General features: G+C 70.4%; 20 protein-coding genes and 1 riboswitch. Of the genes, 11 read left to right on the top strand and 9 right to left on the bottom strand.

Annotation, left to right across the window (positions count from 1 at the left end):
• Nucleotides 1-116 precede the first annotated feature (116 nt).
• Together AB0I69_RS46735 and AB0I69_RS46740 are read right to left on the bottom strand one after the other, a co-directional pair.
• Nucleotides 117-1,055 carry a sucrase ferredoxin gene (locus tag AB0I69_RS46735; protein ID WP_363101950.1) on the bottom strand — a complete coding sequence of 313 codons (939 nt, stop codon included), beginning with the start codon at nt 1,053-1,055 and terminating at the stop codon, nt 117-119.
• A gap of 54 nt (nt 1,056-1,109) precedes the next feature.
• On the bottom strand, nt 1,110-2,366 hold the full coding sequence (locus tag AB0I69_RS46740) for a citrate synthase family protein (RefSeq protein WP_363101951.1): 1,257 nt from the start codon (nt 2,364-2,366) through the stop codon (nt 1,110-1,112).
• A 98-nt stretch (nt 2,367-2,464) separates the two neighbouring features.
• On the opposite strand from AB0I69_RS46740, the gene AB0I69_RS46745 reads away from it, so the two are divergent.
• A complete protein-coding gene (locus AB0I69_RS46745) occupies nt 2,465-3,631 on the top strand; it encodes a citrate synthase/methylcitrate synthase (protein WP_363101952.1) in 1,167 nt (388 codons plus the stop codon).
• Between the two features lie 249 nt (nt 3,632-3,880).
• On the opposite strand, the gene AB0I69_RS46750 is transcribed toward AB0I69_RS46745, so the two are convergent.
• A complete protein-coding gene (locus AB0I69_RS46750) occupies nt 3,881-4,117 on the bottom strand; it encodes a hypothetical protein (RefSeq protein WP_363101953.1) in 237 nt (78 codons plus the stop codon).
• 128 nt (nt 4,118-4,245) lie between these two features.
• Nucleotides 4,246-4,791, bottom strand: coding sequence for a DUF6082 family protein (locus AB0I69_RS46755; protein ID WP_363101954.1), 546 nt, complete (start codon nt 4,789-4,791; stop codon nt 4,246-4,248).
• 449 nt (nt 4,792-5,240) lie between these two features.
• Here AB0I69_RS46755 and AB0I69_RS46760 point away from each other — a divergent pair, with 449 nt between their 5' ends.
• Entirely contained in the window at nt 5,241-6,341 is a 1,101-nt protein-coding gene (locus tag AB0I69_RS46760) for a GTP-binding protein (protein ID WP_363101955.1), read from the top strand.
• Nucleotides 6,342-6,348: 7 nt separating this feature from the next.
• On the opposite strand, the gene AB0I69_RS46765 is transcribed toward AB0I69_RS46760, so the two are convergent.
• Nucleotides 6,349-8,805 (bottom strand): DNA topoisomerase IV subunit A, encoded by a 2,457-nt coding sequence (locus AB0I69_RS46765; protein WP_363101956.1) that lies wholly within the window; start codon nt 8,803-8,805, stop codon nt 6,349-6,351.
• 326 nt (nt 8,806-9,131) lie between these two features.
• Between AB0I69_RS46765 and AB0I69_RS46770 the strand changes: the two genes are divergently transcribed.
• The 4 genes from AB0I69_RS46770 (at nt 9,132) to AB0I69_RS46785 (ending at nt 13,898) form a co-directional block, all read left to right on the top strand.
• Nucleotides 9,132-10,487, top strand: a complete 1,356-nt coding sequence (locus AB0I69_RS46770) for a pitrilysin family protein (protein WP_363101957.1) — start codon at nt 9,132-9,134, stop codon at nt 10,485-10,487.
• Nucleotides 10,484-11,872, top strand: a complete 1,389-nt coding sequence (locus AB0I69_RS46775; RefSeq protein ID WP_363101958.1) for a pitrilysin family protein — start codon at nt 10,484-10,486, stop codon at nt 11,870-11,872. The genes AB0I69_RS46770 and AB0I69_RS46775 overlap by 4 nt, the downstream gene beginning before the upstream one ends.
• 201 nt (nt 11,873-12,073) lie before the next feature.
• A riboswitch (cyclic di-AMP (ydaO/yuaA leader) is annotated at nt 12,074-12,237 on the top strand.
• A gap of 13 nt (nt 12,238-12,250) precedes the next feature.
• Complete coding sequence (locus AB0I69_RS46780) at nt 12,251-13,006, top strand: M23 family metallopeptidase (RefSeq protein ID WP_363101959.1); 756 nt, start codon at nt 12,251-12,253, stop codon at nt 13,004-13,006.
• Between the two features lie 187 nt (nt 13,007-13,193).
• Nucleotides 13,194-13,898: a GntR family transcriptional regulator gene (locus AB0I69_RS46785; RefSeq protein ID WP_033283971.1), complete on the top strand. Its 705-nt coding sequence runs from the start codon at nt 13,194-13,196 to the stop codon at nt 13,896-13,898.
• A gap of 221 nt (nt 13,899-14,119) precedes the next feature.
• Here the strand turns inward: AB0I69_RS46785 and AB0I69_RS46790 are convergent, their stop codons facing one another.
• The gene (locus AB0I69_RS46790) at nt 14,120-14,401 is read right to left on the bottom strand and encodes an HPr family phosphocarrier protein (protein WP_043677998.1); all 282 of its coding nucleotides are present in this window, start codon (nt 14,399-14,401) and stop codon (nt 14,120-14,122) included.
• A 188-nt stretch (nt 14,402-14,589) separates the two neighbouring features.
• On the opposite strand from AB0I69_RS46790, the gene AB0I69_RS46795 reads away from it, so the two are divergent.
• From AB0I69_RS46795 to AB0I69_RS46810, 4 genes are all read left to right on the top strand, one after another.
• Nucleotides 14,590-17,412, top strand: a complete 2,823-nt coding sequence (locus AB0I69_RS46795; RefSeq protein WP_363101960.1) for a GNAT family N-acetyltransferase — start codon at nt 14,590-14,592, stop codon at nt 17,410-17,412.
• A gap of 87 nt (nt 17,413-17,499) precedes the next feature.
• Nucleotides 17,500-18,087: a DUF5998 family protein gene (locus AB0I69_RS46800; RefSeq protein WP_363101961.1), complete on the top strand. Its 588-nt coding sequence runs from the start codon at nt 17,500-17,502 to the stop codon at nt 18,085-18,087.
• Complete coding sequence (locus tag AB0I69_RS46805; protein ID WP_363101962.1) at nt 18,087-19,277, top strand: nucleotide pyrophosphatase/phosphodiesterase family protein; 1,191 nt, start codon at nt 18,087-18,089, stop codon at nt 19,275-19,277. Before AB0I69_RS46800 ends, AB0I69_RS46805 begins: the two co-directional genes overlap by 1 nt.
• A gap of 43 nt (nt 19,278-19,320) precedes the next feature.
• Nucleotides 19,321-19,968 (top strand): thymidine kinase, encoded by a 648-nt coding sequence (locus AB0I69_RS46810; RefSeq protein WP_043678008.1) that lies wholly within the window; start codon nt 19,321-19,323, stop codon nt 19,966-19,968.
• Nucleotides 19,969-19,987: 19 nt separating this feature from the next.
• Here AB0I69_RS46810 and AB0I69_RS46815 read toward each other — a convergent pair whose 3' ends face one another.
• The 3 genes from AB0I69_RS46815 to AB0I69_RS46825 form a co-directional block, all read right to left on the bottom strand.
• Nucleotides 19,988-20,482, bottom strand: a complete 495-nt coding sequence (locus tag AB0I69_RS46815) for a DUF4352 domain-containing protein (protein ID WP_363101963.1) — start codon at nt 20,480-20,482, stop codon at nt 19,988-19,990.
• A 74-nt stretch (nt 20,483-20,556) separates the two neighbouring features.
• Entirely contained in the window at nt 20,557-21,360 is an 804-nt protein-coding gene (locus AB0I69_RS46820) for a VOC family protein (protein WP_363101964.1), read from the bottom strand.
• A 170-nt stretch (nt 21,361-21,530) separates the two neighbouring features.
• Entirely contained in the window at nt 21,531-21,683 is a 153-nt protein-coding gene (locus AB0I69_RS46825) for a hypothetical protein (protein WP_363101965.1), read from the bottom strand.
• On the opposite strand from AB0I69_RS46825, the gene AB0I69_RS46830 reads away from it, so the two are divergent.
• Nucleotides 21,682-22,530 carry a sulfurtransferase gene (locus AB0I69_RS46830; protein WP_363101966.1) on the top strand — a complete coding sequence of 283 codons (849 nt, stop codon included), beginning with the start codon at nt 21,682-21,684 and terminating at the stop codon, nt 22,528-22,530. The two genes, AB0I69_RS46825 and AB0I69_RS46830, sit on opposite strands and share 2 nt — an antisense overlap.
• Nucleotides 22,531-22,542: the final 12 nt, after the last annotated feature.

Here is a 22,542-nt window from a genome sequence, read left to right on the forward strand (position 1 = left end):
TGGGGGCTGCCCCAGGGGTGTGGCGTGGATCTCTTGACCAATTCTTGGGGAAACCGGCGTCCAGTGGAGGGCGGTTTCCCGCGGTGGCCGGTCAGGTGGCCCGGTGCTCGGGCGGGTCAGCCCGCCAGTGCCGTCGTCAGCTCGCGCACCGCCACCACGTCCATCCGCGCCGGTGCGCCGAGGACCGACGCCCCGCAGCTCTCCGGGCGGGGCGGCAGGGAGGCGCCCTGGGCGACGATCACGCGCCAGTGGCGTCCGTCGGTGTGTGCGACGGTCACCTCCCAGCGTGGTGCGCCGCCGTCCGTCCGTACGACGCGCAGGGCATCCATCGCGTGCTCGCCCGTCGCCGTCCGCACGGCCAGCTCCGCCGCCTGTCCGGGCCGTTCCCAGGCCGAACTGCCCCGGCAGCCCTCGACGACCACACGGCCGTCCTGGACGCCCTGCAGGATCTCCTTGACGGCGTGGGCCTCGGCCCGCCCGTACGCGTAGCCGTACGGCAGGACGAGCACTGTGGGTGAGAAACGATGACCACCCAGATGGGTGACCTCCCAGGCGCCCTCGACCCCGGAGGCGGCCAGTTCCGCTGCGAGGGGGCGGCCCAGGAGTGCGCAGCAGCGGTCGCGCTTGCCGTTGGTGCAGACGAGCGCGAGCGGATCGCCGGTGTGGGCCCGCCCGCCGAGCGCCGAGCCGAACGAGTTCGGGTCACCGGCGCCGAGGGCGGCGAAGTCGAGGGCGAGCAACTGCCGAGGGTCCTCGGTCATGGCGCTGTGCAGCCATACGTTTCCGGGAACGGTGTGGGCCGCGTACACCTGGCGCACCGGCGAGGCGGCGGGGTCGGCGTGCCGCCCGGGGCGTCGGATGAGCGCGATCCGTACGCCGGTGTTCGCGGCGGCCGCTTCCAGGGCACGGCCCAGCACGGGGTCCAGGTGGCTCGAAGTGAGCGCTTTGGCACCCCAAGGGCCGGGCTGTTCCAGCAGCAGCCACGTCGTCGCTGTGGCCGCGGTTCCGGAAATGGGCTCGTCGAGGTCCCGAGAGACGGTCGCGCACGTACTCACAGAGGTGAGCCTAACCTGACTTCGCCCGGGGCGACTTCCGGCCGCCCTCGTGTCCTACTCCGGTAGTGGTTGAGGTGGTCTGGGACCTACGTAGTGACCGCTGGGCCGCATCCGCAGCGGGCGCTCCCCGTACTCCTCCAGGGCGTGTGCGATCCAGCCCGCCGTACGGGCGACGGCGAAGATCGTCTCGCCCGCCGTGGAGAGCATGCCCGAGGAGACGGTGAGGACGGCGAGCGCCAGGTCGACGTTGGCGTGCAGCGGGGTGTGGCGGGCGGTGGTGGCGACGATGTCGCGGGCCGCGGCGAGGGCGGGCCCGGCGCCCGGAATCTCCTTCAGGAGTGCGAACAGGGCACGCGCGCGTGGGTCTTCGCCCGGGTAGAGCCGGTGACCGAGTCCGGGGACGCGGCGGCCGGCCCGCAGTTCGTCCGCGACCACCGGGGCCGCGGAGCCCTGGTCGAGCACGTCGAGCAGCAACCGGTGCGCCAGGCCGCTCGCCGCGCCGTGCAAGGGGCCTTCGAGGACCCCCAGGCCGGAGGAGACGGCCGCGTAGGGGTGTGCGCGGGCCGAGGCGGCGACGCGCACCGCGAGCGTGGACGCGGCCAGGTCGTGGTCGACGAGCAGCCCAAGTGCCGTGTCCAGGACGTGCAGTGACGCCTCGTCAGCCGGCTGTCCGCTCAGCCGTGCCCACAGGCGGTGGGCCAGTGGACCCTCGTCGCGGTGGGCGCGCCGCACCGGCGGCAGGGCGGCGACGAGGGTCGGGATGAGGATGCGCGCGGTGCCGAGCACGGCGTCCTCGGACAGGTCGAAACGCAGCGGGTCCGCGGTCGCCGCCGCGATGGCCGCGACCCGCAACCGGTCGGTGGGGCCGGTGTGTTCGGGCAGTGCGTCCACGGCGCGGCGGGCGACGGCTACGGCCGCCTTGGGCGCGGTGAACGTGATCCCGGGGCGCAACTCCCCGGTCCACAGCCACTCGGCGATCTCCTCGTAGGAGTGGCGTGCGGCCAGCCGGGTCGCGTCGACGCCCCTGAAGTAGTACCGGTCCTTGTCGATGAGCGTGATGCTGGTCCGTACGGACAGTTCACCGCCGGAGCTCGAACTCCCGCTGCTCTCCCGCCTGTTGCGCCGGCCGAGCGCCTGCACCTCCTTGGCGTCGAAGGTGCTGCCTCGACCTCCGGGTTCGCGCCTGCTGCCCAGCTGCCCGCGACTCACGTACGCGTACACGGTCTCGGGCTTCACGCCGAGCAGCTCGGCGGTCTCCTTGGTGCTCAGCCGTCGCTCGGGATGACCGGGAGAGGGTTCTTGATCGCGCATGGAGGCCACGGTATCCACTCCTTGCATATATTGATTCAATCAATATTGACAGAGGTTGAGTCAACCATGGACATTTGAATCAAGTCCAGGGAGGAAACATGTCCATCAACAGGGCCGCAGCCGCTCGTATCGAGGTTCCGCGGGGACTCGCGGGCGTCGTCGTCACCGACACCCGAATCGGTGACGTCCGAGGGGGCGAGGGCTTCTACCACTACCGCCAGTACTCCGCCGTCGAACTCGCGCAGACCCGCGGCTTCGAGGACGTCTGGCATCTCCTTGCCCGCGGCGAACTGCCGGACGCCGAGCAGAGCGCCGCCTTCGCCGCCGAGACCGCGGCGCTGCGCCGACTGCCCGACGAGGTGCGCGCCGCACTGCCCGCCGTCGCGGCGGCGAGCGGGACGTCGGGACCGCTGTCCGGCATGCGTACGGCACTGTCGCTGCTCGGCGCCGCGAAGGGCTTCCGGCCGGTGTACGACATTGACGCCGACGCGCGCCGCAGGGACACCCTCGTGGCCTCCGCCGCCGTACCGACGCTGCTGACCGCGCTGTACCGGCTGGGGCAGGGACTCGACCCTGTCGAGCCGCGCGAGGACCTTCCGTACGCGGCCAACTACCTCTACATGTTGACGGGTTCGGAGCCGGACAAGCAGCAGGCCAGGGCGATCGAGCAATACTTGATCTCAACCATTGACCACGGATTCAATGCATCAACCTTCACCGCACGTGTGATCGCGTCGACGGGGGCGGATGCGGCGGCCTGCCTGGTCGGCGCCGTAGGGGCGCTCTCGGGTCCGCTGCACGGAGGTGCGCCCAGTCGGGCCCTCGACACCCTGGACGCGATCGGCACCCCGGACCGTATCGACCCCTGGATCCGCGAACGCGTCCTCGCGGGCGACCGCATCATGGGCTTCGGCCACCCCATCTACCGCACGGAGGATCCCCGCTCCCGGATGCTGCGCGAGATCGCCCAGCAGTTCGGTGGCCCGCGGGTCGAGTTCGCCGTCGAGGTCGAGCGCCAGGTCGAGGCGATCCTCGCCGAACTCAAGCCCGGCCGCGAACTCCACACGAACGTCGAGTACTACGCGGGGTTGGTCATGGAACTCTGCGGGCTGCCACGGGAGATGTTCACTCCTACGTTCGCGGCTGCGCGGGTGGTGGGGTGGAGCGCGAACGTGGTGGAGCAGGCGGAGGACTCGAAGATCATTCGGCCGGTGGCTCGGTACGTGGGGGTTGAGGCGCCGGTGGCGGTGCCGGAGGTGGCTTGAGAGATGCGCGAGGGTCGGCACCGGTCTGGTGCCGACCCTCACGAAGTCATGGTCGAGCACTGCTCGGCGGGGTGGGTGCCGGTCATCTCGAAGCGTTCCCGTTGCGTCAGGGGGTTGTGCGCAGGGCGAAGTGATGCGAGTGGAGACCGGGCCTGCGGGGACTCGTCTTCCGGAGGTTGCCCCTCAAGCGGGGCGGCCGAGTGGACCTCAACAGTTGACGGTGTAGTCCATGGTGCGGCCCTGCCATTCTCATTCGTCAGGAATATCGGCTTTAGCGCGTAGGAGTGTTTCGCGGCTGATGATCACAATGCGTTCATAGTCCGCACGCGCGGCGTCAGGGGGGAGTTCCTGATCGAGTGTCGCAGTGGCCTCTGTCCCGATGACGGCGAAGCGTCCGTCACTCAGTTCGAAGATGTCCGGGCATGTGTCGCCGGACAAGCTGCCTCGTTCGCGTGGGGACGCACCGATGCGGCGCACGATGTTCAAAGAGATCCCTGTCCTTCGGAGGGGCGGGTGGTGGCCCATCTGGGCGGGGACAGGGTATAAGCCGATGTTGGCCGGTCTTCACAGGGGGCCCGGAATGGCGATTCTTGTTGACGGAGCGTCAACTCCGTTCATTCTTCCGGCGGTTCACCGACAACCCACCAGTCTTCTGTGTCCGCTTCATCCAAATCGCGGATCAGGCGGTCCACCATTCGGCCCACCTTGGCTTCGATCGACTCCGCCTTGAGGCTGGCCCGATGGGGATGATGGGCGCGCCAGTAGTCGCGAAAGATGGTGTTCTGGCAGATGGTCCGGAGGTGGCCGTGCAGTTCCTCCCAGTTGACGATGCCCACGCGGTAGGCGAGCAGGGCGTTGTTGTACAAGGCGTTCGCGAACAGGTACTGGCGCTGCTGCGTGGGTGAGTCCACTTGGACGTTGCTGTACACGGCGGCCAGGTCCGGATCCTCCATGGCCTTGGTCAGCAGGTAGAACTGCAGTCGCTGCTGTTCCGTCAGCATCGCCTGCCTGTCGCTCTGTTCCACTTCGGCGACGCGCAGTCGAAGCTCCTCGAACTTGCGCCGGTTCGCGACGAGCGCCGTGAGCGCCCCCGCAGCGAAGGCGAGTCCTGCGGTGGCGGCGGCACTGGGCCCTCGCATCCCGCGGTTCTGTGTGGCCATGTCAACCCCCGAATCAGGCGGCCGTCCGCCGGTCGTCGGGGTGCGGGTCGACTGATGGGGACCGGCGAGCGATGGGCGGCGCTTGCCGTCTCCCAGAGTGCCGAGCGGCTCTGATCGGCAGGGAGGCGGAGAGGAGGCGCACGGAGGGAAGCGAGGGTCGCACGAACCGGCGCCTTCCCCAACGTCTGCCCCGCAAGTGCTGCTAACAATCGTTCACTTCGCGGCGATTCTTACGGCTCGTATCCTGGGGCGGCATTCAACCTCCGTACGTGTGCCGGACCGCGAGCCGGTGCACGCGTCGGCGTGAAAGAGGTCGCACGTTGAGCCAGCAGAGCCCGAGCGCAAGCCCGAGCCCGAACACGAATCCGGCGTCGGTTCCGATTACAGATCCGGATCCGAGCTTGCCTACGACCTCGGTGGCGAGTCGGAATCCGACCCAGGTGCCTGCGTTGGATCCGACACCGACGCCGAGCCCCCACCAGATCCCCGTCCTAGTCCTCGCCGGATTCCTCGGCTCCGGCAAGACGACCCTGCTCAACCACCTCCTGCACCGCAGCGGAGGCAGCCGTATCGGCGCGATCGTCAACGACTTCGGGGCGATCGAGATCGACGCCCTGGCCGTCGCCGGGGCCCTCGGTGACTCGACCGTCTCGCTCGGCAACGGATGCCTGTGCTGTGCCGTCGACGCCAGTGAACTCGACGTCTACCTGGAGCGGCTCGCCCGGCCCTCCGCCGGTATCGACGTCATCGTCATCGAGGCCAGCGGACTCGCCGAACCGGAGGAACTGGTGCGCATGCTGCTCGCCAGCGAGCATCCGGGGATCGTCTACGGCGGACTCGTCGAGGTCGTCGACGCCGCCGAGTTCGACGACACGCGCGCCAAGCATCCCGAGATCGACCGGCATCTCGCCCTCGCCGACCTCGTCGTCGTCAACAAGCTGGACCGGGCGGCAGTCGAGGCCCAACGCATCCTCGGCCTCGTCCGTTCCCTCGCCGATCGTGCCGCCGTAGTGCCCGCCACCTACGGCCGTATCGACCCCGAGTTCCTCTTCGACTGCCGGCCGAGCGAGGAGCGTGTCGGGCAGTTGACCTTCGACGATCTCCATGAGCACGCCGGTGGGGAGCAGGACGAACACGACGCGCACGCCGACCACCTGCACACCGCCTACGACAGCCTCTCCTTCGTCTCCGACGTGCCCATGGACCCGCGCAGGCTGATGGGGTTCCTGGACAGCAGGCCCGAGGGGCTCTACCGGATCAAGGGGTACGTGGACTTCGGCGCGCACGATCCCCGCAACCGGTACGCCGTGCACGCCGTCGGACGGTTCCTGCGGTTCTATCCCGAGCCCTGGGCGAGCGGTGACACCCGGCTGACCCAGCTCGTGCTCATCGGCACCGGCCTCGACCTGCCCGCCCTCGGCAAGGAGTTGGAGGCGTGCAAGAACGGCGACGCCCCACACGCCGACGAGCACGGCATGTGGGGCGTCCTTCGTTACGTACAAGAGCCGGACCAGGAACCGGAGTTCGACCACCAGGAGTCGGAGGTCTGACGCCGGGTTACACCGGCCCCGCCACCACCGACACCGTCTTCACCAGCGACACGCCCGAGCCGTCGCGCCGCGGGTCCATCTCCGGGAGCTCCGCCGGGGTGCCGTCCCGCTGTGCGGCCTTGGCCGGTACTGCGCCCGCCCAGGCCAGGGAGAGGCAGTCCTCGCCCTTGAGGAAGCGCTGGCAGCGGACGCCGCCGGTGGCTCGGCCCTTGCGGGGGTACTGGTCGAACGGGGTCAGCTTGGCCGTCGTCTGGACGGAGTCGTCGAGCGTGCCGCGTGAGCCGGCGACCGTGAAGACGACCGCGTCCACGGCCGGGTCGACCGCCGTGAACGAGATGACCTTCGCGCCCTCGACGAGCTTGATGCCCGCCATGCCGCCGGCAGGGCGGCCCTGGGGGCGGACCTGGGAGGCCTGGTAGCGCAGGAGTTGGGCGTCGTCCGTGATGAAGACCAGGTCCTCCTCACCGGTGCGCAACTCGATCGCGCCGACGATCCGGTCGCCGTCCTTGAGCGTGATGACCTCCAACTCCTCCTTGTTCGTGGGGTAGTCGGGGACCACGCGCTTGACGACGCCCTGCTCCGTGCCGATGGCGAGGCCCGGGGAGGACTCGTCGAGGGTCGTCAGGCAGATGACCGTCTCGCCCTCGTCCAGGGAGACGAACTCCGAGACCGGCGCGCCGCCGGAGAGGTTCGGCGCGGCTGCCGTCTCCGGGAGTTGGGGGAGGTCCACGACGTTGATGCGGAGGAGGCGGCCGGTCGACGTGACCGCGCCCAGCTCGCCGCGGGCCGTCGCCGGGACCGCCGAGACGATCACGTCGTGCTTGGTGCGCCGGGCCTCGGAGTCCTCCGGGAAGGGCTCGCCGTTCGCCGTACGGGCCAGCAGGCCCGTCGAGGAGAGCAGCACCCGGCACGGGTCGTCGGCCACCTGGAGCGGCACGGTGGCGGCGGGCGCGCCCGCCGACTCCAGCAGGACCGTACGCCGGTCGGTGCCGAACTTCTTCGCCACCGCGGCCAGTTCGGTCGAGACCAGCTTGCGCAGCTCGGTGTCCGACTCCAGGATGCGGGTCAGTTCCGCGATCTCCGCGGTGAGTCGCTCCATCTCCGACTCCAGCTCGATCCGGTCGAACCGGGTGAGCCGGCGCAGCGGCGTGTCCAGGATGTACTGCGTCTGGATGTCCGACAGGGAGAAGCGCTCCATCAGGCTCTGCTTCGCCTGCGCCGAGTTGTCGCTGGAGCGGATGATCCGGATGACCTCATCGATGTCGATGAGCGCGGTGAGCAGGCCCTCCACCAGGTGGAGGCGGTCGCGCCGCTTGGTGCGGCGGAACTCACTGCGTCGCCGTACGACGTCGAAGCGGTGGTCGAGATAGACCTCCAGGAGTTCCTTGAGGCCGAGCGTGAGGGGCTGGCCGTCGACCAGCGCCACGTTGTTGATGCCGAAGGACTCCTCCATCGGCGTCAGCTTGTAGAGCTGCTCCAGGACCGCTTCGGGCACGAAGCCGTTCTTGATCTCGATGACCAGGCGCAGGCCGTGCGCGCGGTCGGTGAGGTCCTTGACGTCGGCGATGCCCTGCAGCTTCTTCGCGCCGACCAGGTCCTTGATCTTGGCGATCACCTTCTCCGGGCCCACGGAGAAGGGCAGTTCGGTGACGACGATGCCCTTGCGGCGCGCCGTCACGTTGTCCACGGCGACCGTGGCGCGGATCTTGAAGGTGCCGCGGCCGGTCTCGTACGCGTCCCGGATGCCGGTGAGGCCGACGATCCGGCCGCCCGTGGGCAGGTCGGGGCCGGGGACGTGCCGCATCAGGGTGTCCAGGTCCGCGTTCGGATAGCGGATCAAGTGGCGGGCGGCGGCGATGACTTCGCCCAGGTTGTGCGGCGGCATGTTGGTGGCCATGCCGACGGCGATGCCCGACGAGCCGTTCACCAGGAGGTTCGGGAAGGCGGCGGGCAGGGCCACCGGCTCCCGCTCCTGGCCGTCGTAGTTCGGGGTGAAGTCGACCGTGTCCTCGTCGATCGACTCGGTCATCAGGTTGGCAGCCTCGGACGGCCGGCACTCGGTGTACCGCATGGCGGCCGGCGGGTCGTCGTTGCCCAGCGAGCCGAAGTTGCCGTGGCCGTCGGCCAGCGGCACGCGCATGGAGAAGGGCTGGGCCATGCGCACCAGGGCGTCGTAGATCGACGCATCCCCGTGCGGGTGCAGCTTTCCCATTACTTCACCCACGACTCGCGCACACTTGACGTATCCGCGGTCGGGGCGCAGGCCCATCTCGTCCATCTGGTAGACGATGCGTCGGTGGACCGGCTTCAGGCCGTCCCGGGCGTCCGGCAGGGCTCGGGAGTAGATGACCGAGTACGCGTACTCAAGGTAGGAGCCCTGCATCTCGTCGACGACGTCGATGTCGAGGATCCGCTCCTCGAACGAGTCGTCGGGCGGCGGGGTCTTCGTGCTGCGGCGGGCCATCGCTGCCGGCTCCTCTTTTCTGGTCGCTCGCCTGGGGGTCGCTCCCCTTCGGCTCACTCTTGCTGAAGCGTGAACGGGGTCTGACGTGAACCATTGTGGACCGCGGCACTGACAACGCGGACCAGGACCCGGCGTCGGCCGCTCGGCTCCGTCGCCGACGGCTGCCGCGTGAGTCCACGTGTTGCGACTGCCGCAGGCTACGCGATCTCGCTCTGGGCGTACGTCCGCCGGGAACTTCGCCGACGGTGCGCACGCTTGCATACAGTGGCGGGACGAGCAGGATTTCTGCGGTTCCAGCCAGAGAATCCGCGATCGAAGGGACGTACATGCCCATGGGTCACACGGCCACCGCCGAGGCAGGATCCGGCGGTCTGACAGCGACCGAACACCGCCTGGCCAACGGTCTGCGCGTGGTCCTCTCCGAGGACCACCTGACCCCGGTCGCGGCGGTGTGCCTCTGGTACGACGTCGGTTCCCGCCACGAGGTCAAGGGGCGTACCGGCCTGGCTCACCTCTTCGAGCACCTGATGTTCCAGGGCTCCGGACAGGTGAAGGGCAACGGACACTTCGAACTGGTGCAGGGCGCGGGCGGTTCGCTCAACGGCACCACCAGCTTCGAGCGCACCAACTACTTCGAGACCATGCCCACCCACCAGTTGGAGCTCGCCCTCTGGCTGGAGGCCGACCGCATGGGCTCGCTTCTGGCCGCCCTGGACGAAGAGTCCATGGAGAACCAGCGGGACGTCGTCAAGAACGAGCGCCGCCAGCGCTACGACAACGTGCCCTACGGCACCGCGTTCGAGAAGCTGACCGCCCTCGCCTACCCGGAGGGCCACCCCTACCACCACACGCCCATCGGCTCGATGGCGGACCTGGACGCGGCCACCCTGGAGGACGCGCGTGCGTTCTTCCGCACCTACTACGCGCCCAACAACGCGGTCCTGTCCGTGGTCGGCGACATCGACCCCGAGCAGACACTCGCCTGGATCGAGAAGTACTTCGGGTCCATCGCGTCGCACGACGGCAAGCCCGCGCCCCGTGACGGTTCGCTGCCCGACTCGATGGGCGGGGAGCTGCGTGAGGTCGTCGTCGAGGAGGTCCCGGCCCGCGCCCTGATGTGTGCCTACCGGCTCCCGGAGGACGGCACGCGCGCGTCCGACGCGGCCGACCTCGCCCTCACCATCCTCGGCGGCGGCGAGTCCTCGCTCCTCTACAACCGCCTTGTACGGCGCGACCGTACGGCTGTTGCGGCCGGCTTCGGTCTGCTGCGGCTGGCCGGGGCGCCCTCCTTGGGCTGGCTGGACGTCAAGACGTCAGGTGACGTCGAGGTGCCGGTCATCGAGGCCGCCATCGACGAGGAGCTCGCCCGGTTCGCCGAGGAGGGCCCCACGGCCGAGGAAATGGAGCGCGCCCAGGCCCAGTTGGAGCGCGAGTGGCTGGACCGGCTCGGCACGGTCGCGGGCCGCGCCGACGAACTGTGCCGGTACGCCGTCCTGTTCGGCGACCCGCAGCTCGCCCTGACCGCCGTACAGCGCGTCCTGGACGTGACGGCGGAGGAGGTGCAGCAGGTCGCCAAGGCCCGCCTGCGCCCCGACAACCGCGCGGTGCTCGTGTACGAGCCCATCGCGGCCGAGGATGACGAAGCAGAGGCCGGCGACGAGAACGAGGAGGCGGCCAAGTGACCGAGCTCGCCACGATGGAATTCCACCCACAGCCCCAGGCCGGCGAGGCCAGGCCGTGGGCCTTCCCGGCCCCGGAGCGCGGGACGCTCGGCAACGGCCTGACCGTGCTGCGCTGCCACCGCCCCGGCCAGCAGGTCGTCGCCGTCGAGGTGCTCCTGGACGCGCCCCTGGAGGCCGAACCGGCCGGCCTGGACGGTGTCGCCACGATCACCGCGCGGGCCTTCTCCGAGGGCACCGACAAGCACTCCGCCGAGGAGTTCGCCGCCGAGCTGGAGCGCTCCGGCGCCACCCTCGACGCGCACGCCGACCACCCCGGACTGCGCCTGAGCCTGGAGGTCCCGGCCTCGCGCCTGGCCAAGGGCCTCGGCCTGCTGTCGGACGCCCTCAGGGCGCCCGCCTTCGCGGACAGCGAGGTCGAGCGGCTGGTGCGCAACCGCCTCGACGAGATCCCGCACGAGACGGCCAACCCGTCCCGCCGCGCGGCCAAGGAGCTCTCCAAGGAGCTGTTCCCGGCGACCTCGCGCATGTCGCGTCCGCGCCAGGGCACCGAGGAGACCGTCCAGAAGATCGACTCCGGTGCCGTACGCGCCTTCTACGAACGGCACGTTCGGCCGGCGACGGCCACCGTCGTGGTCGTCGGCGACCTCACCGGCATCGACCTGGACGCGCTTCTGGCCGACACCCTGGGTTCGTGGACGGGCTCCACCGCGCAGCCGCGTCCCGTGCCGCCGGTGACCGCCGACGACACCGGGCGGGTCGTGATCGTGCACCGTCCCGGCGCCGTCCAGACGCAGCTGCTCATCGGCCGCGTCGGTGCCGACCGGCACGACCGAGTGTGGCCCGCCCAGGTGCTCGGCACGTACTGCCTCGGTGGCACCCTCACCTCCCGCCTGGACCGCGTCCTGCGCGAGGAGAAGGGCTACACCTACGGTGTGCGGGCGTTCGGCCAGGTGCTGCGCTCGGCACCCGACGGCACGGGCGCGTCGATGCTCGCCATCAGCGGCTCCGTGGACACCCCGAACACCGGTCCCGCGCTGGACGACCTGTGGACGGTGCTCCGCAAGCTCGCCGAGGGCGGACTCACCGACACCGAGCGGGACATCGCCGTACAGAACCTCGTCGGGGTGGCGCCGCTCAAGTACGAGACCGCCGCGGCCGTCGCGAGCACGCTGGCCGACCAGGTCGAGCAGCACCTGCCCGACGACTACCAGGCGACGCTGTACCAGCAACTCGCCGCGACCGGCACCGTGGAGGCCACCGCGGCGGTCGTGAACGCCTTCCCGGTGGACCGTCTGGTGACGATCCTCGTCGGCGACGCGGAGCAGATCAAGGAGCCTGTGGAGGCTCTCGGCATCGGTGAAGTGACCGTCGTTCCGGCGGAGTAGACGGAGTAGCTGCACGCGCGCGTGGGGAGCCCTGGTGACTGAAGCGTCACCAGGGCTCCCTATTGTCCGAATTGGGGGAGAGGTTGCCCGTCTGCCCTGTGGCATACCCAACAAAAACCGTGATCCGTTTGGGGATTGAAAGTGACCCCCCTTAGCGTCGGTCCGGCTGTCCGTCAGGCACCGCGCCGCACTCGTGGCACCGGACAGTCATCGCCGAGTCCCCGTACGGCGCGAGCCAGGGGAGCCGGGGACCCACAAGAGTCCCTGGGGTGAATCGGACGCCCGCGCGCGTAGCGAGGGGGTCCGTAGGAGACCTTCCTGCTCCGAACCCGTCAGCTAACCCGGTAGGCGAGAAGGAAGGAAAGGACCAGCCACTACATGGCGTTCACCCGCGCCACCGGGAAGCACCGTCGCCCGAGCCGGACCCACCGCACTACCGTTCGTGTCGCGAGTGTCGCGGCCCTCACCACCACCGGCGTCGTCGGCACCCTCGCGAGCGCCCCCGCGTTCGCCACGGAATCCGCCGCCGAACAGACCGGCCTCACCCCCGTCATCGCCATGGGCGACTCCGTCGCCGAGAAGATCGACGCCCAGGCCGCCGCCCAGCAGCAGGCCGCGGCCGAGCAGGCCGCCAAGGAGGAGGCCCGCGCCAAGGCCGCCGCACTGGCCAAGGCGGAGCGCGAGGCCGAGGTACGCGCCGCCCGCGCCGCCGAGCGCGAGAAGCTCAACGCCTTCGTCGCCCCGGTCTACGGCTCGTACGTCTCCACCGGCTACAAGACCGGCGGTTCCCTGTGGTCCTCCGGTGCCCACACGGGCATCGACTTCCACGCCTCGACCGGCACCTCCGTGCACGCGGTGGGCTCCGGCACCGTCGTCGAGGCCGGCTGGGGAGGCTCGTACGGCAACCAGGTCGTGATCAAGATGGCCGACGGCATGTACACCATGTACGGCCACCTGTCGTCCATCGGCGTCTCCGTCGGCCAGAGCGTCACCCCGGGCCAGCAGATCGGCCTCTCCGGGGCGACCGGCAACGTCACCGGACCGCACCTCCACTTCGAGGCCCGCACGACCGCCGAGTACGGCTCCGACGTCGACCCCGTCGCCTACCTCCGCAAGCACGGTGTGAACGTCTGACGACTCGGCGCCGCACTTCCCGAAGCCCTGGCCCGCCGGCCGGGGCTTTCGGCGTTTCCGGAGCCCTCCTGTCCAAAAAATATCCATGGATTCCGGCCCGCCATCGGAAATTCCCGCTCATTGCAATAGAGTCACGGAACACACGTCAATCGTCGACGTTTCACGGGGATTAAGGCGGAGGTCGGACATGCGTATTCCGGCGCACTCGGTATGCACGGCGATCCGGGACGACATCGTCGCCGGTGTCTACGAGCGCGGCAGCCGGCTCACGGAGGAACTCCTCGCGCGCCGGTACGGGGTCTCGCGCGTCCCCGTCCGGGAGGCCCTGCGCACGCTGGAGGCCGAGGGGTTCGTGGTGACCCGGAGGCACGCGGGCGCGTGCGTCGCGGAACCGACCGAGCAGGAGGCCGCCGACCTGCTGGAGATGCGGATGCTGCTGGAGCCGCTCGGCGCCTCACGGGCCGCTCAGCGGCGCACTGAGGCCCACCTCAAGGTGCTGCGCGGCCTCGTCAGGCTGGGCCAGGAGCGCGCCAGGCGGGGCAACAGCGAGGATCTGCGCTCCCTGGGCAGCTGGTTCCACGAGACGCTGGCACAGGCCTCCGGGAGCCCCGCGCTGACCTCGATGCTGACCCAGCTGCGGCACAAGATCGCCTGGATGTACGCGGTGGACGCACCGGCCAACCCCGTGGAGTCCTGGGCCGAGCACGGGGCCATCGTGGACGCGGTGGCGCGCGGCGACAGCGAGCGGGCGCGGGCGATCACCGCCCTGCACACCGAGCGGGCGGGCACCGCGCACCGGCTGCGCTTTCCCGGCGGGGCGAACGGCGCGAACGGCACGGACCGTGTGAGGACTTCGCAACCTCCCGTAAACATGTCCGGCCTGCGGCATTAACACGGGCACCGTATACAAAGAGGAGATAATTCGCGGGGGATTATTTCTGCTGCCCGTAAGTGGAATTGCGAAGGGCTCGCCCGGTAATTCGGACGAGCCCTTCGAGGTTGCGGTACATCGTTTTTGCGGCGAAAGCGCCGCAACCATCAATTGAGGAACCCCGATGGCGCGCAACCACCTCCGCGAGAGCGGCGCCGGTTTAGGCGCAAAGGGGGCGTGCCTCAGACGGTCTCGGGGAGTTCCTCAAGACCTTCGGCGACCAGCTTCGCCAGCCGGTCGAGGGCCGCGTCGGCGCCCTCGGCCTCGGAGGCGAGGACGATCTCCTCGCCGCCCTGGGCGCCCAGGCCCAGGACCGCGAGCATGGAGGCCGCGTTGACGGGGTTGCCGTCGGCCTTGGCGATCGTCACGGGGATACCCGCGGCCGTGGTGGCCCGGACGAAGATGGAGGCGGGGCGGGCGTGAAGGCCCTCCGCCCAGCCGACGTTGACGCGGCGCTCAGCCATGTGATGCTGCCCTTCAGAGTCTCAGGGTTGTCTAGACCAGTTTCCCACACGTGAAGCGAGCCCGGACCAGTCCTGTGGACCGTCCGGAGCGAGGAGTCGGACCGCGGCCTCGGCCCGACTTCTCCTTGCTGCTTTCTCCCACAGACTGCCTCGCGCCGTTGTCGGACGCGAGCCGTACGCTGGGGCCCATGCAGACCTCGTCGGACCGGCACGAGTACCCCGCCCACTGGGAAGCCGACGTGGTGCTGCGCGACGGGGGTACCGCGCGCGTCAGGCCCATCACCGTCGACGACGCCGATCGCCTGGTCAGCTTCTACGAGCAGGTCTCCGACGAGTCGAAGTACTACCGCTTCTTCGCGCCGTATCCTCGCCTGTCCGCCAAGGATGTCCACCGCTTCACGCACCACGACTTTGTGGACCGGGTGGGACTCGCGGCCACCGTCGGCGGCGAGTTCATCGCCACCGTACGCTATGACCGCATTAGTGCCGACGGGCGTGCCGCCTCCGCACCGGCGGACGAGGCCGAGGTCGCCTTCCTGGTGCAGGACGCGCACCAGGGGAGGGGTGTCGCCTCCGCCCTCCTGGAGCACATCGCGGCCGTCGCCCGCGAGCGCGGCATCCGCCGCTTCGCCGCCGAGGTGCTCCCCGCCAACAACAAGATGATCAAGGTGTTCACGGACGCCGGCTACACCCAGAAACGCAGCTTCGAGGACGGCGTCGTACGCCTGGAGTTCGACCTCGAACCCACGGACCGGTCCCTCGCCGTGCAGCGCGCGCGGGAGCAGCGCGCCGAAGCGCGGTCCGTACGACGGCTGTTGGTGCCCGGCTCGGTCGCCGTCGTCGGCGTGGGCCGCGCGACCGGCGGGGTGGGCCGCAGCGTTCTCGACAACATCAGGGACGCCGGGTTCACCGGCGGCCTGTACGCCGTGAACAAGGCCTTCCCCGAGGAGCTGAAGGAACTCGACGGGGTGCCGGCGCACCGCTCGGTGCGCGACATCGAAGGCCCCGTCGACCTCGTGGTCGTCGCCGTCCCGGTCGAGTACGTCCCCGAGGTCGTCACCGAGTGCGGTGAGCACGGGGTGCAGGGGCTCGTCGTGGTCACCGCCGGTTACGCCGAGAGCGGCCCCGAGGGACGCGAGCGCCAACGCGAACTCGTGCGCCACGCGCGCACGTACGGCATGCGCATCATCGGGCCGAACGCCTTCGGCGTCATCAACACCGCCGCCGACGTACGGCTGAACGCGTCCCTCGCGCCCGAGATGCCACGCCCCGGACGCATCGGGATGTTCGCGCAGTCCGGCGCCATCGGCATCGCCCTGCTCTCCCGGCTGCACCGACGCGGCGGCGGGGTCACCGGGGTCACGGGTGTGTCCACCTTCGTGTCGTCCGGCAACCGCGCGGACGTGTCCGGCAACGACGTCCTTCAGTACTGGTACGACGACCCCGACACCGACGTCGCCCTCATGTACCTGGAGTCCATCGGCAACCCCCGCAAGTTCACCCGCCTCGCCCGGCGCACGGCGGCGGCGAAGCCACTGGTCGTGGTGCAGGGCGCCGGATCAGCCCCCCAGGGGCACGAGGTACGGGCGACGCGGCTGCCGCACGCGACCGTGTCCGCGCTGCTGCGGCAGGCCGGGGTGATCCGGGTCGAGACGATCACCGAACTGGTCGACACAGGGCTGCTGCTCGCACGGCAGCCGCTGCCCGGCGGGCCGCGGGTGGCGATCGTCGGGAACTCCGAGTCGCTGGGACTGCTGACGTTCGACGCGTGCCTCTCCGAGGGGCTGCGGCCACTCGCTCCGCTGGATCTGACCACGGCGGCCACGGCGGTGGACTTCCATCGGGCACTGTCGGAGGCGTTGGCCGATGAGGGGTGCGACGCGGTTGTGGTGACGGCGATACCCGCGGTGGGGGAGGGGCAGGCGGAGGACGCGGCGTTGGCGGAGGCGTTGAGGTCGGCTGCCGAGGAGGTTCCTGGGAAGCCGGTGTTGGTGGTGCACGTGGAGCTCGGAGGGCTTGCGGAAGCATTGTCAGCTGCTACCAGCACGGCGCCACAGGTCGGTTCGAAGGCACCCGGCACTGTAGGCGCTGCCCACCCGTTCCGCCCTGCGGAACGCCTGCCCACCGTGGTGCGGCCCCTTGAAGGCGGCGGCCTCATCCCCGCCTACCCCGCCGCCGAGCGCGCCGTCCGTGCCCTCGCCGAAGCCGTGAAGTACGCGCAGTGGCGGCGCGAGGCCGTCGACCCCGGCAGGGTCCCCGAGTTCGAGGACATCGACGAGAAGGGGTCCGCCGCGCTGATCGGCGGGCTGCTCGCGCGCGGGCAGGGCCTCACGCTCGGCACCGACGACACGTGCGAGCTCCTCGGGAAGTACGGCGTGGACGTCCACCGCGCGCTGCCCGCGCCCACCCCCGATGACGCCGCCGAGGCCGCCCGCACCCTCGGCTACCCGGTCGCCCTCAAGGCCACCGCCCCGCACCTGCGGCACCGCGCCGACCTGGGCGGCGTACGCCTGGATCTGGCGGACGAGGAGCAACTGCGGCGGGCCTACGTCGAGTTGGGCGAGTTGTTCGGGAAGCCGGAGGAACTGCGGCCGGTGGTGCAGCGGATGGCGCCGCGCGGGGTCGACACCGTCGTACGGGCCGTCATCGATCCGGCGGCGGGGGCCGTGCTGTCGTTCGGACTCGCCGGAGCCGCCTCGCAGCTGCTCGGGGACACCGCGCACCGGCTGATTCCGGTCACGGACCGGGAGGCCGGCTCGCTGATCCGGTCGATCCGGACGGCGCCGCTCCTGTTCGGCTGGCGCGGTTCGACGCCGGTCGACACGCCTGCCCTGGAGGAGCTGATGCTGCGCGTCTCGCGGCTGGTCGACGACCATCCCGAGGTCGTCGCCGTGACCCTGGAACCGGTCGTCGTCGCCGCACACGGCCTGAGCGTTCTCGGCGCCTCCGTCCGCCTGGCCCCGCCGCCCGCCCGCGACGACCTGGGCCCGCGGACGCTTCCCGTGTACTGACCGGGCGCCGGCCGTCCACTGAGACAGGCGGGATCGGACCGTCCTGAGCGGTGCCTCGCAGTCAGTGGGCCACCGTAGGATGGGCGTATGGCCAAGACCAGTACGACGACCCAGGGGCTGCGTGCGGCGATCGAGCGCAGCGGCTACTACCCGGCCCTCGTGGCCGAGGCGGTGGAGGCCGCCGTCGGCGGCGATCCGATCCGGTCGTTCCTGGTCCACCAGGAGACCACGTTCGACCAGAACGAGGTGCGCCGGCACGTGACCGTGCTGGTCCTCACCGGCAACCGCTTCATCGTCAGCCACACCGACGAGCAGGCCGCCGACAGCACCTCCCCGACGCCGTACGCCACGACGTCCACGGAGTCCGTGAAGATCGGCCGGATCTCGTCCGTGGTGCTCAGCCGAGTGGTCGCCAACCCGGAGTCGTACACGCCGGGCACGCTGCCCCGCGAGGTCGTGCTGACCATCGGCTGGGGTGCCGTCTCCCGGATCGACCTGGAGCCGGCCGCCTGCGGCGACCCCAACTGCGAGGCCGACCACGGCTACACGGGCAACTCGACGGCGGACGACCTGAGCCTGCGCGTCAGCGAGGCCGGCGACGGCCCGGAGACGGTGCAGCAGACTCTCGCCTTCGCGCAGTCGCTCTCCGAGGCGACCGCGGACGTACCGCGATAATGGCGCAGCCCGCAACCTGGGACCACCCCGAGCCCCTCGCCGTCGAGTCCGCGCCCGTCCCCGAGTACGGCTCCGGCTCCCTCGCCGACCTGCTGCCCACGCTGGCCGCGGGCATGGGCGTACCCGGTACGACCGCGGTGATCACGGAGCTGACCCCGGCCGACCGCAACTGCGTCTTCCTGATCGACGGCCTCGGCTGGGAGCAGATCAAGGACCACGCCGACGAGGCCCCTTACCTCCACGCGCTCCTCGGCAGCTCGCGCGGCGGCACGGGACGACCGCTCACCGCCGGCTACCCGGCGACCACCGCGACCTCCCTCGCCTCCGTCGGCACCGGTCTGCCGCCCGGCGCCCACGGCCTGCCCGGCTACACCGTGCGCAACCCGGCCACCGGCGAGCTGATGAACCAGCTGCGCTGGCAGCCGTGGACCAAGCCGAAGACCTGGCAGCCGTACCCCACGATCTTCCAACTGGCGCAGGACGCGGGCGTACACGCCGCCCAGGTGTCGTCCCCCACCTTCCAGAACACCCCGCTGACGAAGGTCGCGCTCAGTGGCGGAACGTTCCACGGACGGCTGACCGGCGAGGAGCGCATGGACCTCGCGGCCGAGCAACTGGCCGCCGGGGACCGCTCCTTGGTGTACACGTACTACGCCGAACTGGACGGTGCGGGGCATCGCTACGGCGTCGCCTCCGACACCTGGCGCGGTCAACTCATGTGCGTCGACCGGCTCGTCCAGCGCCTCGCCGAGCAACTGCCGCCGCGCAGCGCCCTGTACGTCACCGCCGATCACGGCATGATCGACGTGCCCTTCGACGAGGAGCACCGCATCGACTTCGACGCGGACTGGGAGCTGCGCGCCGGCGTCGCCCTCCTCGGCGGCGAGGGCCGCGCCCGCCACGTCTACGCGGTGCGGGGCGCCGAGAACGACGTACTGACCTGCTGGCGCGAGGTGCTCGGCGAGCAGTTCTGGGTCGCCTCACGGGACGAGGCGATCGCGGCGGGCTGGTTCGGCCCGCACATCGACGAGCGCGTCTACGACCGCCTCGGCGACGTGATCGCCGCCGCGAGGGACGACGTCCTGATCATCGCGTCCGAGCGGGAGCCGAAGGAGTCGGTGATGGTCGGCAACCACGGTTCGATGACCCCTGCCGAGCAGCTGGTCCCCCTGCTCGAAGTACGCTCCTGAAGTCCACCCACTGCCCCCTTCGCCGAAAGGTGTTCAACTCCCCATGCCCGAGCTGGTGTTCTTCTCCGGAACGATGGACTGCGGGAAGTCGACCCTGGCGCTCCAGATCGAGCACAACCGCTCGGCGCGCGGCCTGGCGGGGATGATCTTCACGCGTGATGACCGGGCCGGCGAAGGAAAGCTTTCCTCACGCCTCGGCCTGGTCACCGACGCGGTGGAGGTCGAGGACGAGCAGGACCTGTACGCGTACGTCGTCGACCACCTCTCCCAGGGCGGCCGTGCGGACTACGTCATCGCCGACGAGGCGCAGTTCCTGGCGCCGGTGCAGATCGACCAACTCGCGCGCGTGGTCGACGACCTGGGCCTGGACGTCTACGCCTTCGGCATCACGACCGACTTCCGCTCCAAGCTCTTCCCCGGCTCCCAGCGCCTGGTGGAACTCGCCGACCGCGTGGAGGTCCTCCAGGTCGAGGCCCTGTGCTGGTGCGGCGCCCGCGCCACCCACAACGCCCGCACGATAGGCGGCGAGATGGTCGTCGAGGGCGCGCAGGTCGTCGTGGGCGACGTGAACCAGGCGGAGGCCATCGGCTACGAGGTCCTGTGCCGCCGCCATCACCGGCGCCGGATGACGTCGGCGACGGCGCGGGCGGCGGCTTTGTCACCGGATGTGCTGCCGATGACGTCGGCGTAGGCCTCACGGCACTCAGGGCTCAGGGCACCTGCCACTCGCCGACGTCGTCGGAGAACCCACTGTCCATGGCGAACTGGACGGTGACTACCCGGGAGGTGTTCGGTACCTCGAACGTAATGAAGCCGAGGGCCGCCTTTCCGGGGCTGATCGTGATGCTGCCCGGGAACGACGGGCCGGCCGTGGAATCGTTGAACGAATCGGAGAACCGCTGCCCGTTCTTGTCGATCACGGTCGCGCCGTTGGACGGTGAGTCGTCGTAGACGGTCGTGCCCGTGTTCTTCAACCGGAACTGGACGGCCACCAGGTGGTCTCCCGCGCTCGGCTTGAGGTAGGAGTCCTTCGGGTGCGCCGGTTCGACGACCTTGGTCACCGTCACGTCCAGAGCCTCGCCGGAATCGAGGCCGGTGAGCCGCAGGGTGTCCCCGACCTTGGTGTCGGTGGTCCCCAAAGGCGCCAGAGCCAGCGCCGGAACTGCCAGCAGGCAAGTCAACAGCGGTGCCGTACGACGAAGCATCGCTCCTCCAGGTGTGCGGAGCGGCTGATGGTCCCCATGATCCGCCCGCACCACACCCGAAGCGACCCGAGCGGCTACCGCGGCCCCTGGATCACCGAGAACATCGCGCCCTCAGGGTCGGCCACCGTGGCCACGCGGCCGTGGGGGCTGTCGTGGGGTGGTCTGAGGGTGTGGCCGCCGAGGTCCGTGACGTGCCGCAGTGCCTCGTCCGCGTCGGCGACCTCGAAGTACGTCATCCAGTGCGGGCCCCGGTCGCGGGGCAGGGCGGTGCCGACGCCGTGGATGCCGGCGACCGGGTGGCCGTCCAGGTGCAGGGTGACGTAGTCGAAGTCGGCGGACACCACCGGCACCTCCTCGTAGCCGAACACCGCCTCGTAGAACTTGGCGACGCTCTCGGTCTCCGAGGTCAGCAGTTCGTTCCAGGCGGGTGTGCCGGGGACGCCGGTGATGGACGTGCCGAGGTGGGCGGCGGCCTGCCAGATGCCGAACACGGCGCCCGACGGGTCGGAGCCGATCGCCAGTCGGCCGGCTTCGGCCGCGTCCAGGGGGCCCACCCCGACCGTGCCGCCGCACATCCGTACCGTCTCGGCCGTCTGGTCCACGTCGTCCGAGGCGAGATACGGCGTCCAGGCGATGGGCAGGTGCCGGTCCGGCGGCAGCTGGCCGATACCGGCCACCTCCTGCCCGTCGAGCAGGGCCCGCGCGTAGGGGCCGAGCTGATGGGGACCGGGTTGGAACTCCCAACCGAACAGCTCTCCGTAGAACTCCTGAGTCGTGGCCATCCCGTGCACCATCAGACTCACCCAGCAGGGTGTGCCCTGCGTACGCCGAGCATGTGTGTCGCCGTTCAGGCCGGCCGACCCCCGTGCCTCGGTCATCGTCACCTTCTCCTCGGCCCCTCGCGGTGGCCGTGTCGCTTCCGCTCTGCGGGCCCGCGTGCCGCAGCCGCGTGCACGCCCCGTGCCGATGCTCGCACCCCCTGTGGCGCACCGCGCCCCGGCCGCGCCGTCGACGGGCGGCTCACGTAGGGAGGATGACCGGTCTGCGGTCACTCGTCCGTTTCCGGGCGATTGCCGTGGGGTGTCCATCGGTTGTACAGCATGTGCTCGATCCCGTACGCCTCGTGATCGAGACTGTCCGGCCGAGCAGAGTAGTCGGACCTGGACGTGTCGGCCACCCCTTGCGCGAGGATGGTGGCCATGAACGCCATCATCTCCGCATCCGAACTGGCGAGCGATCTGACCGGGACGAACCCGCCGGTTCTCCTCGACATCCGCTGGCAGCTCAGCGTCGCGAAGGCCACAGGTGAGCCGCCCTTCGACGGCCGCGCCGAGTACGCGGCCGGGCACATCCCAAGTGCCGTCTACGTAGACCTCGATCAGGAACTGGCCTCGGCCCCCGGAGCCCACGGTCGGCACCCCCTGCCCGACACCGCGCGGTTCGGCGCCGCGATGCGCCGCGCGGGTGTGTCGGCCGACCGGCCGGTCGTTGTGTACGACGGCGGACAGGGCTGGGCGGCGGCCCGCGCGTGGTGGCTGCTGCGCTGGGCGGGTCACCCGGACGTGCGGGTGCTCGACGGCGGCCTTCCCTCTTGGGAGGGGTCCCTGGAGACGGATGAACCGACGCCGGCCGAGGGCGACTTCACGCCGGAACCGGGTGCCGTGCAACTCCTGGACGCGGACGGAGCCGCCGCGCTCGCCCGCAGCGGAGTCCTGTTCGACGCACGCGCGGGGGAGCGCTACCGGGGCGAGGTGGAGCCGATCGACCGGGTGGGCGGCCACATCCCGGGCGCCGTGTCCGCACCGACCAACGAGAACGTGGGCGCGGACGGCCGCTTCCTCCCGGTGGAGGAACTGGCCGCCCGCTTCAACTCCCTGGGCGCGAAGGAAGCGGGAGTCGGCGTGTACTGCGGCTCCGGCGTCTCGGGCGCCCACGAGGTGCTGGCCCTTGCGGTGGCGGGCATTCCGGCCGGGCTGTACGTCGGTTCCTGGTCCGAGTGGTCCGCGGACCCGGAGCGACCGGTCGCCGTCGGCCCCGACCCGCAGTAGCGACGGTACGAC

Source organism: Streptomyces sp. NPDC050508, from assembly GCF_040655155.1.
Lineage (GTDB): Bacteria > Actinomycetota > Actinomycetes > Streptomycetales > Streptomycetaceae > Streptomyces.

Coding starts and splice junctions, on each gene's coding strand:
- AB0I69_RS46805 (WP_363101962.1), top strand. CDS start 18,087: ATGGCGCAGCCCGCAACCTGGGACCACCCCGAGCCCCTCGCCGTCGAG.
- AB0I69_RS46770 (WP_363101957.1), top strand. CDS start 9,132: ATGCCCATGGGTCACACGGCCACCGCCGAGGCAGGATCCGGCGGTCTG.
- AB0I69_RS46780 (WP_363101959.1), top strand. CDS start 12,251: ATGGCGTTCACCCGCGCCACCGGGAAGCACCGTCGCCCGAGCCGGACC.
- AB0I69_RS46785 (WP_033283971.1), top strand. CDS start 13,194: ATGCGTATTCCGGCGCACTCGGTATGCACGGCGATCCGGGACGACATC.
- AB0I69_RS46740 (WP_363101951.1), bottom strand. CDS start 2,366: ATGCGCGATCAAGAACCCTCTCCCGGTCATCCCGAGCGACGGCTGAGC.
- AB0I69_RS46790 (WP_043677998.1), bottom strand. CDS start 14,401: ATGGCTGAGCGCCGCGTCAACGTCGGCTGGGCGGAGGGCCTTCACGCC.
- AB0I69_RS46810 (WP_043678008.1), top strand. CDS start 19,321: ATGCCCGAGCTGGTGTTCTTCTCCGGAACGATGGACTGCGGGAAGTCG.
- AB0I69_RS46815 (WP_363101963.1), bottom strand. CDS start 20,482: ATGCTTCGTCGTACGGCACCGCTGTTGACTTGCCTGCTGGCAGTTCCG.
- AB0I69_RS46820 (WP_363101964.1), bottom strand. CDS start 21,360: ATGACCGAGGCACGGGGGTCGGCCGGCCTGAACGGCGACACACATGCT.
- AB0I69_RS46795 (WP_363101960.1), top strand. CDS start 14,590: ATGCAGACCTCGTCGGACCGGCACGAGTACCCCGCCCACTGGGAAGCC.
- AB0I69_RS46825 (WP_363101965.1), bottom strand. CDS start 21,683: ATGGCCACCATCCTCGCGCAAGGGGTGGCCGACACGTCCAGGTCCGAC.
- AB0I69_RS46800 (WP_363101961.1), top strand. CDS start 17,500: ATGGCCAAGACCAGTACGACGACCCAGGGGCTGCGTGCGGCGATCGAG.
- AB0I69_RS46830 (WP_363101966.1), top strand. CDS start 21,682: ATGAACGCCATCATCTCCGCATCCGAACTGGCGAGCGATCTGACCGGG.
- AB0I69_RS46765 (WP_363101956.1), bottom strand. CDS start 8,805: ATGGCCCGCCGCAGCACGAAGACCCCGCCGCCCGACGACTCGTTCGAG.
- AB0I69_RS46755 (WP_363101954.1), bottom strand. CDS start 4,791: ATGGCCACACAGAACCGCGGGATGCGAGGGCCCAGTGCCGCCGCCACC.
- AB0I69_RS46745 (WP_363101952.1), top strand. CDS start 2,465: ATGTCCATCAACAGGGCCGCAGCCGCTCGTATCGAGGTTCCGCGGGGA.